Origin of the sequence: Legionella gratiana, from assembly GCF_001467695.1 — a bacterium.
GTDB classification, from domain to species: domain Bacteria; phylum Pseudomonadota; class Gammaproteobacteria; order Legionellales; family Legionellaceae; genus Legionella; species Legionella gratiana.
Map to the genome: position 1 here is coordinate 505,865 of NZ_LNYE01000020.1, position 22,157 is coordinate 528,021.

The window sequence follows — 22,157 nt, forward strand, 5'->3', positions numbered from 1 at the left end:
TATTTTTTATCGTGCATATAACGGTGTCAATAAAATCAAATTATGAAGTAGAGTAATGCTGCTTTTGACACACAAGAGGAGGGCGTTATGGTAGCAACCTTGTCAACTATGCTTCCACTGGGGAGCAAGGCTGCTGATTTTAATTTAGTCGATACACGGAACAATCAAATGGTGTCTTTGGCACAAAGTAGATCATCTATTGCAACCGTCATTATGTTTCTGTGTAATCATTGTCCTTTTGTCAAGCATATTCAAGTGAAGCTCGTTGAGTTAGCTGAAAATTATCAAAAACAAGGGATCCAATTTATAGCGATCAGTTCAAATGATGCGGAAAAATACCCTGCAGATGGTCCAGAAAAAATGTGCCTCGAAGCAGAGCAATTTCACTATCCTTTTCCTTATTTGTATGATGAAACCCAAGACGTTGCTAAAGCCTATAGTGCAGCATGTACGCCTGATTTTTATATTTTTGATAAAGAGTTACTCTGTGTTTATAGAGGTTGCTTTGATGAGTCAACACCCGGTAATAATAAACCGGTAACGGGTTCACATTTACAAAATGCACTAGAAAGCATACTGGCTGGAAAACCTGTCAGTGCGGAACAAAAACCGAGTATTGGGTGTAATATTAAATGGAAGTAAATTCTTTTTTTTGATCTATAATAAAAATTATAAATCATTTTAGGGCATCCCTACTATTTAACCCTTGCATGATGCTATAGAGAATGTATTGACATTGAATATATTCCCAGCTTAGCATGCAAAAGATATTTTATTTATGGATACGTAATGGGAATTGATCATTTACGCGATTTAGTGAGTGAAGATTTTGAAGCAGTTAATCATTTAATCATTGAAACAATAAAATCTCCTATCCAATTAATCGATGATATAGCTCATCATGTTATCCAAAGCGGTGGTAAACGTTTACGATGCTTGTTAGTTCTTTTAGCAAGCCGTACCTGTGGTTATGAAGGAAAAGAGCATATCATGCTTGCAGCAATGATTGAATTTTTCCATACAGCTACTCTATTGCATGATGATGTGATCGATGATTCAACCCTTCGTCGCGGTCGAGAAACGGCCAACAAAATATGGGGCAATAAGGCAAGTATTTTAGTGGGGGATTATTTATTCACCAAATATTTGGAGCTTATGGTTGAGGTTGGTGATATCGATATTATTCAGCTACTTATTGGTATAGCGCCTCAGATGGGTTGTGGAGAAATCCAGCAATTTTCTAATCGTCATAATTCGAATCTTTCTGTCGAAGAATATTTTGATATGATTCGTGCCAAAACAGCACTCCTTTTTGCTGCATCCGCTACTATGGGTGCTCTAATCAGTAAATCAAATCATGAAATTCAGAAAGCGATGTATTCTTATGGGTTGCATTTAGGAAATGCTTTTCAATTGATTGATGATGCTTTGGATTATTGTTCGGATGCTCAAACAATAGGAAAAAATATTGGGGATGATTTAGCAACGGGTAAAATAACTTTGCCTTTGCTGCAAGCCCTAAAACATGGCACAGCAGAACAGCAGCTAAAAATAAGAGAAAGTTTAGAGCAAGGAACACTGCTACATTTACCCTCAATATTAGATGCTATCGCTGAAACTAAAGCGATTGAATACACCCGAGATATTGCGGATAAAGAAGCTGATTTTGCTATTGATGCCTTAAGTATTTTACCCGATTCAGAATATAAAAGCGCGCTTGAAGAATTAGCTCGATATGTTGTTCATCGTAAGCATTAAATTTATTAAGTACTCAATATGATCTATCAACTTTATTCGTCACATGGAACCTAATTATGGAAGATCTCGATACACTTCTAAAACCTTTTTGGGGTTCTGAAAAATGGATCCTGGAGGGATGGAACAAAATCACCGATGACGAACGAAAAGACATCAAAAATCGAGTAGAAAAGCTATTTAAAAATGGTCTACCTTTTGCAATAAAACATGACAAGCTTCTGTATCTTTATATTTTCTCGTTAATGGCGCAATTGGAGGTTTTGGGTATTCAATTACCTATGCGTTTTGAAGATAAAATGCATAACCCAGAGTTAAAAAAACGGATGCGTGCTCAATTAGTAGATGAAATTTATCATGCTATTGTTTTTACCAAAATTATATTTACGCTCTGTGCACCTTATGCTACACCTCCCGCTTATAACGAAGAAATTGAACGTATTTGTGAATTCATTCGTGCCCAAGATTGCCTCAAAGTAGGTATGGTTGTTATGAATTTAGTTTGCGAAGGTTTGGTTGAAGAGGTTTTTAATATTTTTTACAAGTACGGTGTCGCAGCGGAGCTTTTTGAACTCATTATTGAAGATGAGCATCGACACGTTTGTGAAGCTGATTTGTATCGAGAAATTGGTCTACCTGACAAAGAGATCTTAGCAGAGAAACTGCAAGCATTAGAAGAACTCCTTATTTCTGCCTTTTCACTACAGCCCAAATATGATGTGGCACTCAGTGTATTAATTGGTCCAAGGGGTACTGGTGAGTTTCTTTTAGCTTTACAAGAGAAGCATATTCGTCAACTCAAAAAGATAGATATGGTTCCAAGTGAGCGATGGGAGTTGGTTTTCCAACTGGCTCCTGAAGCTTTGGCCGAATTAGAACCTCATAAAGAAGAGTTGACTCGAGAAGCTGAGCTTGAAATCTATGAAGTGGAAATGACACCACTGAAAAGAATTTTTATGTACCAATTAGATAACCCTGGTGATCCTACCACCGTTGCTCACTTTAATATTGATGTGAGCAATTTCGGTTATTTTGATAATAGATATCCACCTGAACTTTTAACAACCTTAATGATGCAGGCAGTGAGCCATATGGGAGCCGCTGAGGATTCGTTTCGTAATTTTCTAAGTTATAAAAAAATGTATCGTACTCGAGGCGCTTACGTTGCGCTTTATCAGAAATTACCCGGTTGTGGAGATCACTTGGCTACTATCTTTTTTAGAGATTGTCATGAACTAAGTCCAATTGAGATGCTTCCGCGTATCAAACGTACCCTAGAAATGATGGTGTATTGCTACAAAAAAAGAGAGCAAGTTGAGAAAGAACATCCAGAGCTTAAGCAACGCTTAGATGACTTGCTTTATGAATATGCACACGATGTTTACCCTTGCCCCATCCCAGTCAGTTATGGAGCATATATAGCTAATGCTGGAGAGTATGGCTACGAACAGGTTGTAGCTCCTTTACTGAAACAGACGTGCTTGCAACTTACGCTACTGGCTGTAGATCGAAAACCAGTTTGGAATAACGAAACACGGGCATTTGAACCCCTCGATGTATTACCTGTATCACTTAGTGCAGATGGTCGAATTTTTGACGGAACTTTGCCTATTCCCAAGCTGCTTAATGAGTCTTTTCAATTAATGTTTGAAAACATGAAAGAACGGATGAACAGTTCATTAAGTGATAGTGATATAGCCGAGGCGCTTTACAAGGAAAAAGCGGACAAAATTGCTGAAACTCTATTAACCAAAGATAAGATTAAACGGGGTGAAAAAATCGCTGCTTACTTAGCGAGTAAAAAAATAGTGATGAAAGAAGCACGAAGAGTATTCGGAGATGATATTGAAGATTTCGAGTTATATGGTGAAAAGTTATCACAATACTCTGACTTTAAAAATATTGCCAATAATCTCTTGCTTGATTATTTAGGGTTTAACGCAGAAGAAGCTGCAAAAAACGAAAAGCTGACACGAATGATCGATAAAATGTTGGCTGAAAATGTAGAGATGGGATATCGCATATTGTCAACCTTACAAACTCTATGGCTTGATTATGTAGACATTGAAGCTGTATTTAATACTGCCTATAAAAAAGTAGCACAAACACGGCTCATTAAATTAGCCAAATTTATCCCTACTATTGGCAAACGTTTAAAATATGATGAGCCTGAAGAGTGATGACTTATATCGAAGTCAATCCCTTTTTCAAAGACATGCGCCAATAAAGAATAGCAGACATTCCTATTAAAAAAATATTGATTGTAATTATCATGATCTTATAGGTGAATAATGAATCAGCTGTAATAATTTTCAAGCGCATGCTGATTGTAGTTCCCAGCGAAGCAATTAAATTAGCAAGTGCAAATACGCGAAATATACCATGGGTTCGTAAACGTTCCCCAATGAGTGCAGTAGTCAGTGAAATAAGACAAACTATCATAGCAGCTTCCAAAAATATTGTCCCATAATAAATTCTGATGAAAGAACCGCTTCTTTGTAATAAAAGCATATCCAGGAAATGACAGAGTAAAAGCAATCCAGTAGTCACAAAGAGCATGTATAAAATACCCAATCTATCTCCGAAGCGCCCCATAATCATAGGTCCAATTATCCCACCAAAACATGCGGCGTATTGATAATATTTTATTGGTTTATCTGGTAATACTTGGTGAGCAATGGTTGGTATAAAGCTTAATAAGCCTTCATTAAACCCGCTCAAAAACGTGAGCACAAAAAGATAATGATAACTTGTGAATAATATCTTAAAGGAAAAGGTCGTTTGGGGTGCATCGGGTTGTGCCAAAGTGCTATTTTTTGAAAAATACCAAAATAGTATCAATAAGCCCCCTAGAATATATAAAAAACGATCGAATGCTTCGATATGAACCATCCATGCTTCTTCTATACCAATAGCACGTAGATTTACGACCATCCCCAACCCCGTTAAGATACCTTCTACAGTACTTCGCCAAGCAGGATGAACAAACAATTGCCGCCATGCTTCACTTAAATTTAACGCGTAATTACCGAAAGCAGAAATAAATGAGTAAGTTTGGAGAGAAACCGATTTGGCTATAAGCCCTATGAGCACACACAAAACAACTATCATGAGTAAACGTTGATAATGTATTTTTTGAAATAACTTTAAACAAGAAAGTACTAATAAAAACGTAAAGAGTACTGACGCGAAATGCCTTACTACAGGGAATGTTTGTGATGCGGCATGTTGTTGAATAACGGTGGCTTGAATTACATTACTGGTTGCGCTGGTGATAAACCAAGTTATCAAATAAATGGCGCACGTCACCAGCACAAGTGGTGTATAACGTCCTTGATGTAAATATGATCCCATCATTCATCTCAATGATTTGCACAACATCTTAAATTTTATGATAAATCTTATCTTTATCTCTGTATTTTTAAAATAGCTAAATACTGATTTTAGTCTTACAGGATACGCAGTGCTTGATGGAATAATTCACCAGCTATTTGCCATGGGTATGTTATATCTTTATTTAAAAATTGAACTAAATGAGGTAAGAGCTGTGATGAAAAAGAGATACTACTTTCTAATGGAAAAAACGAAGGCAAATTATCAATAGCCACAATATCAAGATTTTTTTCATTGAGATGAATGCAATGGGTTGGATTTTCATAACTTGTAGTACCGGTATAAATGGGCAAAGGATTATAACTGTATGTTTCTGAAGTTATATCAACAATTAGGGAAAGAGTTTGGCCAGCATGCATTTGTTCGATGCGTAAAAAAGGCTCTATATCATCTTTAACGCAGATACAATTGAAAAACATATCATAATTGAGTATTTCTAATAATTTCTTTGAGGATTTCGTTTCATAACGTCCCCATTGAGTCAATGGTAATTCAAATCGTTGCAGGACGTCGATGACACCTTGACTGCTACGGCCATTTCCTATGATGAGCACATTAGGCTTAACTCTTATAGAAGCCACAGCTTTCTGGGTATCATTTAATCCCTCTTGAAGGCTGGTATAAAATGACTTGATTTTATAGGGTCTGGCCATACCCTGTTGTTTTTGAACCCAAATTAAAAGACCAATGCATGCTGCTGAAAGTCCTGCTTCTCGACCAAAACTAGTAATACGCCGCTTATTTTTATCGACTAATAGCTCTAAATCATAATGCATCCCTTTGCCTTGCTGAAATTGTTGCATTAATGCTGAAATGCCAGAGTCCTCATGAAAAACCTTTTTATCATTGTAGGCATGGGCAAAATATATATGTGTATGCATTAGGGGTATATTGGTCTGAGAAAGTTCTTTCAAACCTAAGATAATCGTTTCTTTCGAAGCAGATACCCAACTCCCACTGGGAGCAATGGAACAACCTGTTTTAATGTATTGGGAATCAGGAAAAACACGATTATTAGAACTTTCTATTACAACCTTATGTCCATGTTGTATTACTACTGATGTATGTTCTGGAATAATTGGCGTTCTTTTTTCTGAGGGGTGTGTTTCGTTGCGTACCCACAATAAAGCCATAATCACATGTCCTTGTGTTTATTAATTAAAATTTTGATTAGGTTTAATAAGTACTACGATAATAAGCTATCTGATAACTATAATATAAATTAAATCCGCCAAAAGGAATTGGTATGAAAAAAGAGACTTTTAATAAAAAAATTATTCTATTGGGATTCGGCTGTATTGGCCAAGCGTTATTACCCTTATTAGTTAATCGCTTAAATATTCTTCCATCGCAAATTTTAATTATCACTGATGATGATTCTTCCATTTCACTTGCCAACAAATTTGCAATTAATTTTTTTATTCAAAAGATTACGAAACAAAATTATAAAGAAATTATTGGTAATCAACTTGCATTAGACGATTTAGTTATTGATGTTTCTATGGGTATTTCAAGTGCTTCTATGATTCAACTGTGCAATGAAAAACAAGCATTCTATATAAATGCTTCTATAGAAGAATGGGGAGAAAGTCTTTTTGAAGAACATATTCCGGAAAAGCGGACTAATTATTGGTTAAGGGAAAAAATTTTAAAATTAAAGAAAACAGTTAACAAAACAGCCGTACTTACTCATGGCGCTAATCCTGGATTAGTTTCTCACTTTGTGAAGCAAGCTTTATTAAATTTGGCCAAGGATAATAATCTTCAATTGACCACTCCCAAAAATCAATTTGAATGGGCTCAACTTGCCTCTACACTGAATATTAAAGTAATTCACATTGCAGAACATGATACACAGGTTACACTCGCCTCTAAAAGATTGGGTGAATTTGTTAATACATGGTCTATCAAAGGGTTTATCGAGGAAATGAAACAACCTGTAGAAATAGGATGGGGGAGTCATGAGCGGCATTTTCCTATCGATGGAAAAATTCACTCACGGGGGAAAAAGTCAAGTATTTATATAGAACGACCAAGTGGTAGTTTTAAAATTCGATCTTGGACTCCAAGCTTTGGTCCTTATCAGGGATTTTTAATTACTCATCCTGAAACAACTTCAATTTCGAGTTATCTCACATTGAACTATGGTAATGCAATTTTATATAGACCAACAGTTCTTTATGCTTATTGTCCCTGTCCTGATGCAATTCTTTCTATTCATGAATTGCAAGGTAACGAGTGGGTTTCCCAAAAAAATAGCCGGTTAATTGTTGAAGAAATAGTGGAAGGAGTCGATGAGCTTGGTGTTTTACTCATGGGTAATCCTAGGGGAGCTTATTGGTTTGGCTCTACTTTATCCATAGGATCAGCCCGTGAACTCGTTTCTCATAATAATGCAACGAGTTTACAAGTTGTTGCGGGGTTGATTAGTGGGATTATTTGGATTATGCGACATCCTAATAAAGGTTTAATGGAACCGGAAGAGTTAGATTATGAGGAGATTTTACAAAATGCTTTGCCTTATCTTGGAAAGGTAAGCGGTTACTATACTGATTGGACGCCGTTACAAAATAGGAAAAAATTATATTTTGAAGAATTAGATTTTTCAGATCCTTGGCAATTCATTAATATGCAATTCAAATAAGTAATTTCATGGAGATAAAAGGTGAGCATTCACGTCTCGTACCGAAAGGCTGCATTTGGGTCATATCTTGCGCTCAAATCCAGCCTCTTTTGGGGAGGGCGACGTTCTTTCGAAAACTTAGAGGTTTGTTATAGGCAATGGAATAAAACGAAACAATATACTCACCCTGAAGCACTCAAAATTTTTCTGGATTGGCTTGCTCCCAATGGATTCTATAACTCTCAGGAATATCAGAGCTCAATAGCTGTCCTGGAGTAAGATACTCATAAATCTCATCAAAAGACTTCACTTCTTGGACACTAACTCGCCTCATAATATGACTGGGTTTCAAATCACTAGGATTATCTAAACCTAATGAACCAACCATTTCTAAAAAGCTCTTCATGGTATTTTTATGAAAATTTGCAATTCGATATTTTTTTTGATCTACAACCAAGCCATATTGTAAGCGTCTGTTTTGCGTTGCTACTCCGGTTGGACACGTATTTGCATTACATTGTTTGGTTTGTAAACAACCTGCAGCCATCATCATTGCTCTTGCGGAATTACACATATCAGCGCCTAAGGCGAGATTGGTGAGCAAGTCAAATCCATTAGCAACTTTACCACTGCAGATAATACGGATTTTATCGCGTACATTAATTCCTACTAACGCATTATGCACGAAAACTAATCCAGCCTCTAAAGGTGTACCAATAAAATTGGTATATTCTACTGGCGCAGCACCAGTGCCTCCTTCTGCTCCATCAACGGTAATAAAATCTGGCAAGATGTTGGTTTTTAACATTGCTTTACAGATTGCGAGAAATTCATCTCTTCGACCGAGGCATAGTTTAAATCCAACTGGTTTTCCATGAGATAAATCACGTAATTTTTTTATGAAATAGAGTAAACCAACAGGAGTAGTAAATGCAGTGTGGGCAATCGGAGACATTACATCTTGGCCCATGGGAACTTTTCTGACTTTCGCGATTTCCTCAGTAAGCTTAGCTGCGGGTAAGATCCCACCATGAGAGGGTTTAGCACCTTGTGAGAGTTTAATTTCTATCATTTTTACTTCTTTACGGTTTGCTTCCACCGCAAATTCTTTTTCATGAAAATTACCTTGCTCATCACGGCAACCAAAATAAGCAGTTCCTATTTGAAATATAATATCGCCACCTTGAAGATGATAGGGACTTAAACCACCTTCACCGGTCGCTTGAGCAAACCCCCCGATCATGGCTCCTTTATTCATAGCCATAATAGCTTTTCCTGACAAGGCGCCGAAGCTCATACCCGAAATATTAAATCGAGAAGCATTATAAGGTTGTAAACAATCAGGGCCGCCGACAGTGATTCTAGACTCTACTTCTGAGTGATGTTTTGGAGCTAATGAGTGCAAAGCCCACGTGTATCCTGTACTCAAAATATCACGTTCAGTGCCATAAGGTATGGTGTCACGTGTATTTTTTGCTCGTTCATAAATAAGCGAACGTGTTTCACGATTAAATGGAAGCTCACTTTCATCGGTAGCAATGAAATATTGTTGAATTTCCGGGCGTAAGAACTCTAAAAAGTAACGTACATGACCCAAGACAGGGAAGTTACGTAAAATGGTATGCTGTGTCTGCACTAAATCATAGATCCATAGGATTATAAGCGGTGTAAGAAAAACAAAAAACCACACAATATCATTCAGCATAATAAAGATGGCAAGAGTAATTAATAGGGCCACTCCAAAGCCTATATACCATTGGCGTCTCATTTTTAATCCCTTTAATGGGTTATTATTCGCACATCACGTTACTGTATTAAACGCCCTAAATAGTTCATTTTCTAAACTTAGGGGCAAGCGATTAATCCGAAATACCTTCTAACAATTCACCATCCACCATTTTATTAATTTTATTTTCTAATGAAGTAATAAATTGGGTTACTTGATGTTGCTGATAGGCATGTTTATTCTTACATAATATTAATTCATGGCTTATATCAAGAGCAGCAAGTAACAAAACTTGTAGATTATCTAGTTGCTTTGATTTCTTTTTATTAATGAGTATTTGGTTGTTTAATTTTTGTACTGCCAGATGTAAGTTAGCCTCTTCACCTTCAGGACATTTAATTTCATAAGTTGAATTAAGTAATTTAATAGTGCAAGTTTTCATATGAGTCATAATAATAGACCTTGTAATTCCACTGAATTGTAAGAATAGTAACAATTTTGCGTGCAAGCAGCAATTAGTAGGGTGAACGCTTGCATTAAATCGGTTATTATGGAGGCTACTTTATATAAAAGAGTTGACTATGTCTGAAAAAGAGCGGTTGCATTTGCCTAATTATGATGAATTTTCTGAGAATATTGCTGTATTAAACTTACAGATATCTGCCAGCTTATTACATGGAGCGATGTGTGGCTATCTATGTGCAGGCGCAGATATTCAAGGTGAAGCTTATTTGCGTGCCTTATTGAATAATAAAAAAGATGAAGCAAGTCGTAATGCTGTTTTAGCCATGTTTGCTGTTTTTTCAATAAGTCAACAACAAATTAGCTGCTTAGATTTTGGATTTGAAATGTTGCTTCCTGATGCGTTTGAGTCTCTACTGGTGCGGGCGCAAGCCTTTAGCGAATGGTGCCAAGGGTTTATTGAGTCGTTGAAATTAGCAGGTATTGGTGTAGCGCGATTTCATGACGAAGAAGCACAAGATGCCTTCCAACATCTTATCGAATTTGCTGAACTTGATTGTGAGACAATAGATGTAGGTGAAGATGATGAACGTGCATTAATGGAAGTGAGCGAATACACGCGAATGGCTGTGCTGCGTTTGTATAATGATTTAGTGATGAATGAACCAAGTGGGAATACTGGAATAACTCATTAATAAAGGATGTTGATATGATTTCTCCACAAGAATATCAAACAAGAAGAAGAACGCTGACCCAAAAATTACTTGAAGGAAGTATTGCAATTATTCCGGCAGCTCATGAGTCTTTACGTAATGGTGATACGCATTATCGTTTCCGTCAGGAAAGTAATTTTTATTATTTAACAGGCTTTAATGAACCTGACGCATTGTTAGTACTTATTTCGGGATCAACTCCACAGAGTATTTTATTTAATCGTCCACGTAATCCAGCTGAAGAGCAATGGACAGGAAAACGTTTAGGCCAAGATGGTGCTTTATCTGAATTAGGGATGAGTGCTGCTTTTCCTATAGAGTGTATTTCTGAAGAGTTGCCTAAATTATTAAGTGGAAAAACAGCGATTTATTATGCTCTTGCTCGCAATTCAGAAGTTGAGGAAATAATTATGCAGGCCTTGATGAAAGGGAAAAATCAAGTGCGACGCGGTGTAAAAATACCGGAACAATTGTGTGATTTAGAGCCTATATTAGGTGAAATGCGTTTATTTAAAAGTGAAGCTGAGTTGGAGTTAATGCGTCGAGCAGCAGATATTTCTGTTAAAGCTCATAAGCAAGCCATGCGTCGTTGTAAGCATTTGGAACATGAGTATCAGTTAGAAGCGGAACTTATTTATGAATTTAGTCGTCAAGGTTGTCGTAGTGTCGCTTATGATCCTATTGTGGGGGGAGGAGAAAATGCTTGTATTTTGCATTATACCGACAACAGTAAACCTTTACGACAAGGTGATCTTGTTTTAATTGATGCTGGCGGTGAGTTTGAAAATTATGCTGCTGATATTACCCGAACATTTCCTGTGAATGGTAAATTCAGTCTGGAGCAAAAAAGTATTTATGAGCTTGTTCTCAAGGCACAAAAAGCAGGGATTGCAGCTATTAAGCCGGGCCTTCCTTGGAATGAGATCCAACAAATTATGTTGCGTATTTTAACGGAAGGTTTATGTGAATTAGGTATCTTGCAAGGAAATGTGGACGAGTTGATCGTTAAAGAGGCTTATAAACCGTTCTATATGCATAATTCAGGACATTGGTTGGGATTAGATGTCCACGATATCGGCTGTTACAAAATTAATAATGAATGGCGTCCTTTGGAACCTGGAATGGTTTTAACTGTAGAACCTGGCTTATATATTAGTTCAAATACTCCTGGAGTAGATAAACGTTGGTGGAATATAGGCGTACGCATAGAAGATGATGTGGTGGTTACTAAAACAGGCCACGAAGTATTAACCGCAGCGCTACCTGTGGATGTACATGAAATTGAGGCATTAATGCGTGATTAATAAAGAGATTGATATACTGGTTATTGGCGGTGGTTTAACAGGCGCAACTTTAATGCTTGCTTTGCAGGGATTAGGCTACAGCACTTTATTGGTAGAGGAAAAACCATTTAGTGATAAAATAAAGCCTGATTTTGATGCACGGTCATTAGCGTTATCACCAGCCAGTCGACGCATTCTCACCATGCTTGGAGTTTGGGAACATCTTAACGCTTATGCAACTCCTATAGAGAGGATTCATGTTTCAGATCAACACCATTTTGGTGTTTCACGCTTACAAAGTCAATCGAATGAACCTTTAGGCTATGTTGTTGAAATGCAGCATATTAACCAAGCGTTGCATCAATTATTACATCCAGATCAGCTCATGGCCTCAGCAACCTTACACTCTTTGGATTATGAAAAAAGCACAGCGACCATTCATACTGATTTAGGTGAAGTAACTGCTGTAGCTCGTTTAATTGTTGCTGCAGATGGAACTCAATCACGTGTGCGTCGTTTTTGTAATTTATCGGCTAAAGTAAAGCAATACGATCAACATGCTCTTGTTGCCAATGTGGGGTTGCTTAAGCTTCATGAACAATGTGCTTACGAACGTTTTACAATTCATGGTCCTTTAGCGCTCTTACCTATGCAAGGTAACCGAATGTCTTTAGTATGGGCAGTACCTCCTAATCAGGCAGCGCATTTGTTGTCTTTATCGGATGCAGATTTTTTACAACAATTACAACAGGCTTTTGGTTATCGTGTAGGTCGTTTTGTTAAAGTCGGTAAACGTTTTTCTTATCCACTGCAGCAAGTAATAATGCCACAGCAAATCCAATGGCCTATTGTTTTTGTAGGAAATGCAGCACATACATTACATCCTGTAGCCGGACAAGGATTTAATTTAGGACTTAGGGATGTGGCAATGTTAGCACAATGTATTGCAGAGCAAGGACTTACTGCGGCAATGTTGCAGCATTATATGCAACAAAGGTTACACGATCAAAAAACAATTACCTGCTTCACCGATGGTTTAATTCGAGTATTTACTAGTCGTTTACCAGGTATGGGATGTGTACGTGGTTTAGGATTGATGGCGCTGGATAATATTCCTCTATTAAAAAATCTTTTAGCGCGTTATGCGCGTGGTTTTGGGGGAGTAATTCCCGATTTAGTATGTGAAATCGCTTTAGATGGCATGAAAAAACATCCTTCTCTTAAATTCTCGGAGAAAAAATGAGTCTGGAATTTAATGTCTTGATAGTTGGCGGCGGCATTGTGGGATTAGCTTCTGCTTTAGCTATGGCACAACGTGGTTATACTGTGGCGATCATTGATTCAGGGCCATTAAAAGTGGATACTTTGCATACTGATGCTCGTGTTTATGCCATTAATCATGCGTCACAAATGCTTTTAAAACAATTAGATGTTTGGCACTATTTGGATAAATCAAGAATTTCACCTTATTGTCATATGCATGTTTGGGATTCAGTAAGCGGTGCACATATTGATTTTGATTCACGATATGTAGCTGAACAAAACTTGGGCTTTATTATGGAAGAGTCCATTCTTAAAGATGCTTTATTCAAGCAAATTGCATTGCAACCCACGATTCATTTATTTCCTAATCATTTTGTGGAAGAAGTATGTAGTGATAATGATTGTGTTTTTTTGAACAGCATCGAACAGAGTTGGAAAGGGCTGTTATTAATGATCGCTGATGGAGCACATTCTCTAATACGGCAAAAACTAAAAGTTTCATTAACAACGTGGTCTTATGATCAGCAAGCCTTGGTAGCTACTGTGTTTACCGAGAAGGAACATAAGCAAACTGCTTATCAAGTGTTTCACCCCAATGGGCCTTTAGCATTTTTACCGCTTGCGGATCCACATCAATGCTCCATTGTTTGGTCTACTGCTCCCAATCATGCGAAAGAATTAATGAATCTCTCGAATCACGAATTTAATCAATCACTTACCCAAGCTTTTGCTAATAGATTAGGCGAGGTAGAAGTAATGAGCGCGCGTCATCAATTCTCTTTACAGATGAGGCATACAAAACAATATACTGGTAATCGTTGGCTGCTTCTTGGAGATGCCGCACATACAATTCATCCTTTGGCTGGTTTAGGTTTAAATGTTGGATTAGCTGATGTAAGTTCATGGATTCATTGTTTGGATGCAGCTTCTAGTGGTCTTTGTGCGAAAAAAGCATTAGGCGCTTATCAACGCGAACGTAAGGCTGCTGTGTGGCAAATTATATTGCTTATGGAAGGATTTAAACGCTTATTTGGCAATTCCTTTGGGCCTGTGGTTACTTTACGTGGTTTAGGTTTGGGATTTTGTAACCAATTTACCCCTATAAAGCGGTTATTTATTCAACATGCTAGGGGTTTGCCAGCATGATGAATGATATGCTAATTTAAACAATAGAAGTTCTATAGAAACTCAACAGGAATCTGAGATGGACATTATAGGATTAATAACAAGTTTAGTTGGTGGTGGTGTTGGAGGAAATGCGCTATCTGAGTCTTGGTACTATTGGTAATACCATCGCAGGCATGGTGGCGTTTTAGGTGGGTACATCTTGCAAGGGGTGAATCTACTGAATCAGTTAGGATTAGCAGATACTACAATTAATTCGTTGATTGGTGATGCAGGGGCCGGTGTGGTAAGTGGTGGTATTCTAACGGCGGTTGTTGGCTTGATTCGAAAGCTATTAATTAAATAAATTTTAGCATGCGTAGCCCGTATTACGCGTTCACTAATACGGGCTACGCTTACCTGTATTTCGTCTGTGCTGAGCAGGTTACGACTTATAAGGTTTTGGTAACCGATTTCTCTATTTTCGTTGTTGAGTCTTGATTTAATTCAGCGGATGTTCCATCAGTTTTTTTCAGCACATCTTTTAGAAGCCCAGGAAAATGGTTTACTTCAGCCTCAATAGGTTTCTCAACCGATTTTTTGACGCCATGTGCCACTTTTTTAGTGGTAGGGGTATCGGGTATTTTCGCCAAAGCGTCATTGAGTTTCGTTGTTATATCCATTGCTACACTGGCGGGTTCTTTGAACACATCTTTATGAAATCCTAAGGTAGCTAAGCGATTAAAGAAATTTTTAATCTTATTTATAAAGTCTGTAAATGTGAAGGGTTTATTTTGCTCTTTAGTTTTTATTTCAGCACAAATTTGAGCGCATTCATTTTTGAATTCGTGGTTCTTTTTAGTTCCTACGTTCCAATTTTTATAGAGCTCATCCAGCGCTTTAAGTTGCTCTGGATATAATTCTTTACTTTTCGGATCTTGGTTTAGTTGTTTTAAAAGATCGCCACAACAGCTGATTATTTGTTTTTGTTGTTCTTCACGCTCACTTTTATCTTTAGCTTTTTGTACTAATTCTTGATGCATTACTGCTTTTGTGGCTATTCCTTGAGCGTACTCTTGTGCTCGATGAAACTCATCATGAGTATCCTCAATAACAGCATAATCAAGTTTAATGTTTGCTTGGGCAAAAATGGATTGAATGTGTGGATCTTTAAATATATCTATGACTTCTTTACAGCTGTGATAACCCTCTTTAATATAGGCGGAAGTCCATAACATCACAATATTATTTATTGTCTCTTCAAGATTTGTATCCGTTTTATGCTTATCAATATATTTTTGCAGCACAACAACTAGAGAATAGGTTGTACCTGATAATGAGGCTACAAAAGGAACTTGGGTATTTGTTTTTGAGTAGCCGCCGATTTTTTTCTCATCTATGGCTATTTTATCTATTTTTTTAATGGGAACTATATTGTCAGCAAAATTAGGAGAATTGGGTTTTATAATACCGGGGTTGGCAGTTAAAATTTGTCCCAACTCTTCTCTTGAACGATCTTTTTTCTGGTAGGTTGCTGATTGAGCTTTTAGTCCCAGTTCGACGTTATCATTAAGCATCACGAACGATAAAATAAGTTTTCTTGCCTCTTCAAAGGTATTAATTTTTGTGAACTCATTAACTGTATACTCGGGTCTGACTTCGTTATAAGCTTCATTTAACCCATCGAAAATGGAGCAATCAAAATCTTTTCTCAAAATCGATTCCAGATGTTCTGCATACAATACTTCATAAAATCGTCGACTTTCATTGTCTTTCGGGTCACTTGTTACTTGAGCTGCTCTAGTTATCAAAAGTTGCACTACGCTTGCACCTAATAGTGCTTCATTTTCTTTACACAGCTTTAAAATATTTTGGAGGGCATCTTTATATTCCTGTTCTAAATACTGCTTTTGAATTTGTTTCAAAAAAATAGGAAAATCATCATTATTGCCTAGTTTTTTTTCAAGAAGCTTGATAGAAAGTAAAATAAAATCTGATTCATCTAATTTAGGAGACTCTAAGGCCAAAAGAAGGCCGCTTTCAATTTTTGTGTATGACATATTAAGGCGCTAAAAAATAATTAATAAGTTTAAATATAGACCATCTTAGATTTACCGGATATATTAAGCTCCAAGTAATACATAAGACGTCTTTTTTGACTACAAATTACACTAGATGATAACATATAAGTCATTTGAATGGAAGTCTGCTTTTTCTAAGTTTATATACAAGAGGAAAACATAATGCCTAATTTTAAGGAAACTCCGAACCCGGTTAAACCAAGTGTGTTTAATATTCAATTGACTCGTTCGGCGGTTGGAAAGCCAAAGCCGGACGTTACAGATAAAAAAAATCCAGTTGATGTTTATTATCCGAATAGCGTATTAGAAAGCTTTCAGGAAATTATTAAAGAAAGTGGCTTATGTGGACAAGAATTCTATAATCCGTTCACAGAACAGATGGAGCAATTTCCCGAACATCCTGCTGAATTCACCGCAAGACATTTACAACTTTTAGCACGCAATGAAAGCAGTAATGTTAGTGGTATTATGGATTGCAGTTTATACGGTGATTTGCTGAGTGAAGATCAAATTGCACGTATTCGATGTTTAGTTAAAGGTACAGTGGTTATCGGTAAAGTTACAGCAACTAAGGTATATGGATTTGGTCGCAAAGTGGAAGAGTTGTCAGAACCCGAAGATGTAATCGTTATTGATCAAGTTGGATTGCAATGGCAAGGTGATTTACGTAATACAGGTGGAATGTTTTTTTATCCTGACGATTCAGAGACTGAAAAGCTACCTAAAGGCTATGCAACATGGCAAAAGGAACTGTTTTTTCAGATGTATGGAGCTGAGAGACAAGAGAAACCCTCCAAAGAAAATGCATTGGAATTGCAATGGGCTCCGAGCTTAGATAGCGATTTGAGAATACGAGGAGCACTTGATTTAGAGGGTGTGCAGTTAGGTATTAAACATGAATTTCATCAAGCATTAGCGGGCTTGGTCAATTACAGTCAAATTCTTTCAGAAGATTCAAATCCAATTAACTTTAAATTCCTTAAAGCCGGGATGGGATTTTTTAGTGCGGGTCTTTATGATCTTGATTTTAATTATCCTTTAACAGCACTTCAAAATGATGGTCTTGCAAAAGTTGAGTTAGCTCGATTAAAAGGTATATTGGCTGCTTTAGAGAGCTATCCTTCTGACACTAACTTTGGGAAAGTGAAGCGCCTGAATCTTCCGTTTAGTGCTTTAGTGCCGGATAATGCAAGTCCAGAAGTCGGGAAACAATACGCACTAATTCTTCGTGCAATAAAAAATGAGTGCACGCGATTAAACTTAGAATGGGGTACTGATCGAATAGAAGATGCATTAGCTCCTGTACCTGGATACATTAATGCGGTAACAAATTGTGCTGATCCCCATGCGCTGATTGGAAATGAAGGTAAATACTCGAGTGTTGATGCAGCCATTTCCAGTAATATTCCTAATATTCATCTGCTTAATTCAGCATATAATGCTTATGTACGTTGTTACTCGTTCACTCCTGGATTTACTATGCCAAAATTAAGCAAACCCGAAGTTACATCTCAAGAAGAAGTTTCTTTTTTATTCAGTTACGTACAAAAGCTAACTGCAGGATTTGTAGACGGCTTAACTAAAAAAACTCCTCCCCCAGAACAAAGTGTGGTTATGAAGTTCGATAAAGTAGGCTTTTTTGAGTCTGCATTAAGTACAAAGAAAGATGAAGTAGAGAAGTGCGACAAAAGAGATCCGGATAAGCATGCCAAACATGATGGTCCAGAGATAAGGTAACAAACAGATAAAGATTTATCTGCCTCAGTTAGCTTTATTAATCAAGGTATTGTTCCTAGCTATTCATGGGTATATCTCGACGTTTCATAAAGTCGAGATATATAAATGTTGATTAATTGTTTAAAATTTGGTATTTTTATTTGAAAATAAACCATTTTGGCGATTTATGAACATTGAAGAAATAATGACTTTTATAGAGAATCTATACGCGGATCACACCAAGGAATCTATAAAATTTAAATCCAGAGCTAAAAATCAGCTTGTATCACCTACGATGAGTAAAAGTAATGCCCAAGAATTATGTAAAATATTAAAAAATATCTTACCCGAACAGGCGCGTTTACAGGTTCATAAATCAAAAGAGGTTGCAGGTGAGTTTTGTGTTGTTCTTTCTAATCCTCAAGAGGTTTTTTCGATTTATGCTAAGCATGCTGCAGAACAGTTAAATCGCTATAAGCCATTACCAAAATTGTCTGCTGAAGAAGAATATTACACATGGGAATATAATCCTTCCTCAATGCTCATAGAGTATCGCGTTTCTTTTTCAATTCCAGAGGATCTTGATACTGAAAAAGAGGTTATAGGTAGTGACGAGAAAGCTAGGCAGCTGAAAGCGATAATTCAGTATACTAAGCGGTTGCAGTCCATCTATCCTGAGCTCAAAATTCTTGGAACTAATGATGAAGATGGGGGGGCTGATAAATTTTTCCTAACATTCAATTATAAGAATTATAAAGTTATTAGTAGTCTTAATAATCCTGCAAGTTTGCGTCAAATAGCGATTGGATTTTTTAGAGCGCATCCTGAGCATTATATAACAGAAATTTCTAAAATTTTACCTAAAGAGATTACGGATGAGTTGACTGATATTAAACCACGCACTCCTGACAGTTGATTTTTATTTTAAACGAGAAAAATTCTCGCGACTGAAGGCTACTTTTTCTGCGACTGATTCTTTGGGATATTGATGATGTCGGGCTTCAATAGTACGATACCTTTTCAATCCGCCTTCCCTATTTGCGATTTGAATGTTTAGCCCTGGGCGTGCATTCAGTTCAAGCATCAAAGGTCCTTGTTCTTTATCAAGTACTATATCAACGCCAAGGTATCCTAACCCAGTTAACTCATAACAACTGGAAGCGATTTCGAGTATTTTGTTCCAATAAGGTACTTCTATGTCTACTATTGGATTCAACGTATCCGGATGATAATCAATGATGTCATTGTGATACACTCCCCCTAGAGTTTTTCCGCTGGCAAGGTCTACTCCAACACCAATGGCTCCTTGGTGTAAATTAGCTTTTCCTCCTGATAATCGAGTAGGGAGGCGCACCATGGCCATAGCGGGATAACCCAATAAGCTAATGATTCGAATATCGGGGATTCCTTCATAACTTACTTCAGCAAATACAGGATCAACAACCACACGTTTCTCAATAATAGCATAGTCTGAAGAGCCGCCAAGACTATATGCACCTGAAAGAAGACAGGATAAATGATAGCTAAGTTCTTGGGTTGTTGTTAATTTGCCATTAATTTGTCGATAACGTCCATAGATTTTATCTTTAAACACTAAAATACCATCGCCACCAGAACCCCGAGCTGGTTTAACTACAAAATCGTTATAAGGTGCCAAACGTTCTTCGATCGTTTTAATTTGTTGCTCTGTTTCAATAATATCGTATAGAGGTGGAACAGCGATTCCTACCTTTAATGCGAGTTTTTTTGTTTTTAGTTTATCATCAACTAAAGGAAATAATTTTCTGGGGTTATAACGCAATACAAAATCCGTATTACGCTGATTAATACTCAATATTCCATGTTTTTTTAAACGACGAAACAAGCTAATCATTCTACTTGGCTCGCAAGTGATTTAAAGCGTTTTAACTCAAACAAGCGGTAACCTCTATATTGCCCGAACCACAAAATTAACGCTAATAAAACTAAAAGTAATTCTGGGAAGGCAAAGACCAAATATTGTAAAGGTTCATAACTCATTGCCCAATAAGAGATAACCGCAGCAATTAGGCTTCCAATACCCGATTTTATCGCTTCTGAGGCACCTCGTTCGTCCCAAGTGATGCACATGCGTTCTATAGTCATGGTTAAAATGATCATAGGAAATAAGGCGACAGACAGTCCTGCATCGAGTCCAAGACTTTGACTGATGACACAAATGAATATCATTAATAAAATGACAACGGTAAGAATTGCAGCGAGCCTTGGTACTAGAAGCAGTCTTAATTGATCTAAGTAAAAACGCGCTAAAAGGCCAAAAGAAATAATGATAACAAAGAGTGAAATTCCCCAGACAACATGAGTTTCTCTGAATGCTAAAGCAATTAATACGGGCATAAAAGTACCAAAGGTTTTAATGCCAATAAAATTACGTAGAATTAAAATAATAAAGGCGCCTATGGGGACAGTTAATAATATTTTATAAGTTGCTTGGACATTAACTGGAAGTTGTAGCAATGAGAAGCGTAGCAATTGTGAGTCTGATTGTAGCCCTCGTGATTTAGCGATACTTAATGCATTGATAGGTGTAGGAGAAACGGTTAAAGTAAATTGTACTTTTTTGCCTCCAACAACCTCAAAAACAGGTTCATTCCCATATTGCCAAATCAGAAAGTCTTTAGGTAATCCCGCCCCACCCGTTTTGGGATTAATATAAATCCAATTTTTACCGTTAAAAACAGCTAAGAATAAATTTAAATCAGCTTTGCTTTTTTGAGATAAATAAATTCCCTTGACAGGAATTGCATGAATTTTAGACTGATTTAAAATGAGAATTGCGGCATTAATGATGTGTTCATCACTAAAGTCATTGCCTGTTAATAACTTGGCATTACCATCTTTTTTATTCAATTCTTTAATGGTGCTTTGAGCAAAGGTTTTAATATCTGCAGAAGATTGCCTCACCTGGTTGGTAATCGTTTCTACTGCTGATTTTTGATTCTCCTCTAGAGGTTGGGATTTTACGGCTGGTGGGGCTCCTAATGGTGATTCATTGGCTTCTGTTTGACGAAAAATGGCTCGGTAATACAATGATTGTTGGCCATGAGCACGTCTTATTGCCCAAACTGTTTCTCGATTATCACCGTTTAAATTAGTTGTCACACCATAGTTTCTTGATACAAAATACTCATCAAGAATCGCAAAATGGGGCGGCAAGTAAGGAATATTAAAACTCGCTTTAATCGGTGTATTCGGTTCAGCAATAAACCGTAAATTGGATTCAACCATCCAACTATTTATTGTTTCCGTATCTGTTAAAGGTACATCAAGCACTAAATGTCGGTATAAAAAAATCCCTGCTCCTAAGATTAATAAGGTAAATATCAGTCCATAAACGTGACGCGTATTGTTTTTCATTGCTTCTTAAGACTCTTATTTCTTAAAGTAAAAGTGAGGGCAGGATCAACCGCTCCATTAAATGCAATAATTGCATCTCTTCCTAAGAGGATAGGATAGAGAAAACGTTTGCGATTGGTTAAGTTAACTTTAATTGTTTTAACTTTATCACCAAGTTGGACATTTAGTAGTACGATAGGCCGTTTGATTGGTGCATGTGCCAATATTTCTGAACCGTGCTCCCCTTCGCGAACTTTGATTTTTACTCGGCCTTTATATTCCGCCTCAAATTGATAATCCCCGTTTTTAGTAGGAACAGTAAAGCGCAAATAGGCTACGCCGTTTTTAGTAATTTCAGTAATGTTGGTTGCATTTAATGATGCTGATTTAGCTCCTGTATCCAGTTTCGCTGATAGAGTTAAATTTTTTTCTGGAAAAGATACTTTTTCAACATAACCATAGATTTGTGTTGTGTTTGTTGCCATAACAGGTCCAGTCATAAATAACACAAAAATAAAGAGAGCAAGCATTGATCTCATTTAATCATCTTTCCTAAGTTGTTTTTATTGCCTAGTGCGATATCGTAGCAGGTTTTGTAGCTTAAGTCACAACCGTAAGTGTGTTTACACTATATTTTTATAGGTGTTGAGGGTAGTAATATGA

The 22,157-nt window shown here is 37.0% G+C and carries 19 protein-coding genes; 11 read left to right on the forward strand and 8 right to left on the reverse strand.

The genetic code is table 11. The annotated features are described in order from the left end of the window. Window positions 1-87 precede the first annotated feature (87 nt). The 3 genes from Lgra_RS06975 (at window position 88) to Lgra_RS06985 (ending at window position 3,935) form a co-directional block, all read left to right on the forward strand. Window positions 88-642 carry a thioredoxin family protein gene (locus Lgra_RS06975; protein WP_058498527.1) on the forward strand — a complete coding sequence of 185 codons (555 nt, stop codon included), beginning with the start codon at window positions 88-90 and terminating at the stop codon, window positions 640-642. Window positions 643-789: 147 nt separating this feature from the next. Continuing rightward, entirely contained in the window at window positions 790-1,758 is a 969-nt protein-coding gene (locus tag Lgra_RS06980) for a polyprenyl synthetase family protein (RefSeq protein ID WP_058498528.1), read from the forward strand. A gap of 56 nt (window positions 1,759-1,814) precedes the next feature. Further along, on the forward strand, window positions 1,815-3,935 hold the full coding sequence (locus tag Lgra_RS06985) for a hypothetical protein (RefSeq protein WP_058498529.1): 2,121 nt from the start codon (window positions 1,815-1,817) through the stop codon (window positions 3,933-3,935). 4 nt (window positions 3,936-3,939) lie between these two features. Here Lgra_RS06985 and Lgra_RS06990 read toward each other — a convergent pair whose 3' ends face one another. Beyond that, window positions 3,940-5,112 (reverse strand): hypothetical protein, encoded by a 1,173-nt coding sequence (locus Lgra_RS06990; protein WP_131743525.1) that lies wholly within the window; start codon window positions 5,110-5,112, stop codon window positions 3,940-3,942. 92 nt (window positions 5,113-5,204) lie between these two features. After that, window positions 5,205-6,281, reverse strand: a complete 1,077-nt coding sequence (locus tag Lgra_RS06995; RefSeq protein WP_058498531.1) for a Rossmann-fold NAD(P)-binding domain-containing protein — start codon at window positions 6,279-6,281, stop codon at window positions 5,205-5,207. 113 nt (window positions 6,282-6,394) lie between these two features. Here Lgra_RS06995 and Lgra_RS07000 point away from each other — a divergent pair, with 113 nt between their 5' ends. Continuing rightward, a complete protein-coding gene (locus Lgra_RS07000; protein ID WP_058498532.1) occupies window positions 6,395-7,792 on the forward strand; it encodes a saccharopine dehydrogenase C-terminal domain-containing protein in 1,398 nt (465 codons plus the stop codon). A gap of 175 nt (window positions 7,793-7,967) precedes the next feature. Here the strand turns inward: Lgra_RS07000 and Lgra_RS07005 are convergent, their stop codons facing one another. Together Lgra_RS07005 and Lgra_RS07010 are read right to left on the reverse strand one after the other, a co-directional pair. Further along, window positions 7,968-9,539 carry an FMN-binding glutamate synthase family protein gene (locus Lgra_RS07005; RefSeq protein ID WP_058498533.1) on the reverse strand — a complete coding sequence of 524 codons (1,572 nt, stop codon included), beginning with the start codon at window positions 9,537-9,539 and terminating at the stop codon, window positions 7,968-7,970. A 91-nt stretch (window positions 9,540-9,630) separates the two neighbouring features. Further along, window positions 9,631-9,948 (reverse strand): cell division protein ZapA, encoded by a 318-nt coding sequence (locus tag Lgra_RS07010; protein WP_058498534.1) that lies wholly within the window; start codon window positions 9,946-9,948, stop codon window positions 9,631-9,633. 130 nt (window positions 9,949-10,078) lie between these two features. Between Lgra_RS07010 and Lgra_RS07015 the strand changes: the two genes are divergently transcribed. From Lgra_RS07015 to Lgra_RS18115, 5 genes are all read left to right on the forward strand, one after another. After that, window positions 10,079-10,654, forward strand: a complete 576-nt coding sequence (locus Lgra_RS07015) for a UPF0149 family protein (protein WP_058498535.1) — start codon at window positions 10,079-10,081, stop codon at window positions 10,652-10,654. A gap of 14 nt (window positions 10,655-10,668) precedes the next feature. Next, the gene (gene pepP, locus Lgra_RS07020) at window positions 10,669-11,976 is read left to right on the forward strand and encodes a Xaa-Pro aminopeptidase (protein WP_058498536.1); all 1,308 of its coding nucleotides are present in this window, start codon (window positions 10,669-10,671) and stop codon (window positions 11,974-11,976) included. Further along, window positions 11,969-13,198, forward strand: coding sequence for a 2-octaprenyl-6-methoxyphenyl hydroxylase (gene ubiH, locus Lgra_RS07025; protein WP_058498537.1), 1,230 nt, complete (start codon window positions 11,969-11,971; stop codon window positions 13,196-13,198). Before pepP ends, ubiH begins: the two co-directional genes overlap by 8 nt. Continuing rightward, window positions 13,195-14,364, forward strand: a complete 1,170-nt coding sequence (locus Lgra_RS07030) for an FAD-dependent oxidoreductase (RefSeq protein WP_058498538.1) — start codon at window positions 13,195-13,197, stop codon at window positions 14,362-14,364. Before ubiH ends, Lgra_RS07030 begins: the two co-directional genes overlap by 4 nt. A 181-nt stretch (window positions 14,365-14,545) precedes the next feature. Beyond that, on the forward strand, window positions 14,546-14,689 hold the full coding sequence (locus Lgra_RS18115) for a hypothetical protein (protein WP_202967165.1): 144 nt from the start codon (window positions 14,546-14,548) through the stop codon (window positions 14,687-14,689). 85 nt (window positions 14,690-14,774) lie between these two features. Here Lgra_RS18115 and Lgra_RS07035 read toward each other — a convergent pair whose 3' ends face one another. Next, complete coding sequence (locus tag Lgra_RS07035) at window positions 14,775-16,382, reverse strand: hypothetical protein (protein WP_058498539.1); 1,608 nt, start codon at window positions 16,380-16,382, stop codon at window positions 14,775-14,777. 183 nt (window positions 16,383-16,565) lie between these two features. Here Lgra_RS07035 and Lgra_RS07040 point away from each other — a divergent pair, with 183 nt between their 5' ends. After that, window positions 16,566-18,140, forward strand: a complete 1,575-nt coding sequence (locus Lgra_RS07040; protein WP_058498540.1) for a hypothetical protein — start codon at window positions 16,566-16,568, stop codon at window positions 18,138-18,140. A 166-nt stretch (window positions 18,141-18,306) separates the two neighbouring features. Beyond that, complete coding sequence (locus Lgra_RS07045; protein ID WP_162264314.1) at window positions 18,307-19,035, forward strand: type IV secretion protein Dot; 729 nt, start codon at window positions 18,307-18,309, stop codon at window positions 19,033-19,035. A gap of 3 nt (window positions 19,036-19,038) precedes the next feature. Here Lgra_RS07045 and Lgra_RS07050 read toward each other — a convergent pair whose 3' ends face one another. From Lgra_RS07050 to Lgra_RS07060, 3 genes are read right to left on the reverse strand one after another with little or no spacing between them, the layout of a single operon-like run. Further along, complete coding sequence (locus Lgra_RS07050; RefSeq protein ID WP_058498541.1) at window positions 19,039-19,992, reverse strand: alpha-L-glutamate ligase-like protein; 954 nt, start codon at window positions 19,990-19,992, stop codon at window positions 19,039-19,041. Beyond that, on the reverse strand, window positions 19,989-21,515 hold the full coding sequence (locus tag Lgra_RS07055) for an inactive transglutaminase family protein (protein ID WP_058498542.1): 1,527 nt from the start codon (window positions 21,513-21,515) through the stop codon (window positions 19,989-19,991). The genes Lgra_RS07050 and Lgra_RS07055 overlap by 4 nt, the downstream gene beginning before the upstream one ends. Next, on the reverse strand, window positions 21,512-22,033 hold the full coding sequence (locus Lgra_RS07060; RefSeq protein ID WP_058498543.1) for an ATP-dependent zinc protease family protein: 522 nt from the start codon (window positions 22,031-22,033) through the stop codon (window positions 21,512-21,514). The genes Lgra_RS07055 and Lgra_RS07060 overlap by 4 nt, the downstream gene beginning before the upstream one ends. Between the last annotated feature and the right edge of the window lie 124 nt (window positions 22,034-22,157).

What these genes read in the sequence shown, in the direction of transcription:
- Lgra_RS06980 (WP_058498528.1), top strand. Translation starts at nt 790, where the DNA reads ATGGGAATTGATCATTTACGCGATTTAGTGAGTGAAGATTTTGAAGCA.
- Lgra_RS07060 (WP_058498543.1), bottom strand. Translation starts at nt 22,033, where the DNA reads ATGAGATCAATGCTTGCTCTCTTTATTTTTGTGTTATTTATGACTGGA.
- Lgra_RS06985 (WP_058498529.1), top strand. Translation starts at nt 1,815, where the DNA reads ATGGAAGATCTCGATACACTTCTAAAACCTTTTTGGGGTTCTGAAAAA.
- Lgra_RS07040 (WP_058498540.1), top strand. Translation starts at nt 16,566, where the DNA reads ATGCCTAATTTTAAGGAAACTCCGAACCCGGTTAAACCAAGTGTGTTT.
- Lgra_RS06995 (WP_058498531.1), bottom strand. Translation starts at nt 6,281, where the DNA reads ATGGCTTTATTGTGGGTACGCAACGAAACACACCCCTCAGAAAAAAGA.
- Lgra_RS07045 (WP_162264314.1), top strand. Translation starts at nt 18,307, where the DNA reads ATGAACATTGAAGAAATAATGACTTTTATAGAGAATCTATACGCGGAT.
- Lgra_RS07035 (WP_058498539.1), bottom strand. Translation starts at nt 16,382, where the DNA reads ATGTCATACACAAAAATTGAAAGCGGCCTTCTTTTGGCCTTAGAGTCT.
- Lgra_RS07030 (WP_058498538.1), top strand. Translation starts at nt 13,195, where the DNA reads ATGAGTCTGGAATTTAATGTCTTGATAGTTGGCGGCGGCATTGTGGGA.
- Lgra_RS06990 (WP_131743525.1), bottom strand. Translation starts at nt 5,112, where the DNA reads ATGATGGGATCATATTTACATCAAGGACGTTATACACCACTTGTGCTG.
- pepP (WP_058498536.1), top strand. Translation starts at nt 10,669, where the DNA reads ATGATTTCTCCACAAGAATATCAAACAAGAAGAAGAACGCTGACCCAA.
- Lgra_RS07015 (WP_058498535.1), top strand. Translation starts at nt 10,079, where the DNA reads ATGTCTGAAAAAGAGCGGTTGCATTTGCCTAATTATGATGAATTTTCT.
- Lgra_RS07010 (WP_058498534.1), bottom strand. Translation starts at nt 9,948, where the DNA reads ATGACTCATATGAAAACTTGCACTATTAAATTACTTAATTCAACTTAT.
- Lgra_RS07005 (WP_058498533.1), bottom strand. Translation starts at nt 9,539, where the DNA reads ATGAGACGCCAATGGTATATAGGCTTTGGAGTGGCCCTATTAATTACT.
- Lgra_RS06975 (WP_058498527.1), top strand. Translation starts at nt 88, where the DNA reads ATGGTAGCAACCTTGTCAACTATGCTTCCACTGGGGAGCAAGGCTGCT.
- Lgra_RS07055 (WP_058498542.1), bottom strand. Translation starts at nt 21,515, where the DNA reads ATGAAAAACAATACGCGTCACGTTTATGGACTGATATTTACCTTATTA.
- Lgra_RS07050 (WP_058498541.1), bottom strand. Translation starts at nt 19,992, where the DNA reads ATGATTAGCTTGTTTCGTCGTTTAAAAAAACATGGAATATTGAGTATT.
- Lgra_RS07000 (WP_058498532.1), top strand. Translation starts at nt 6,395, where the DNA reads ATGAAAAAAGAGACTTTTAATAAAAAAATTATTCTATTGGGATTCGGC.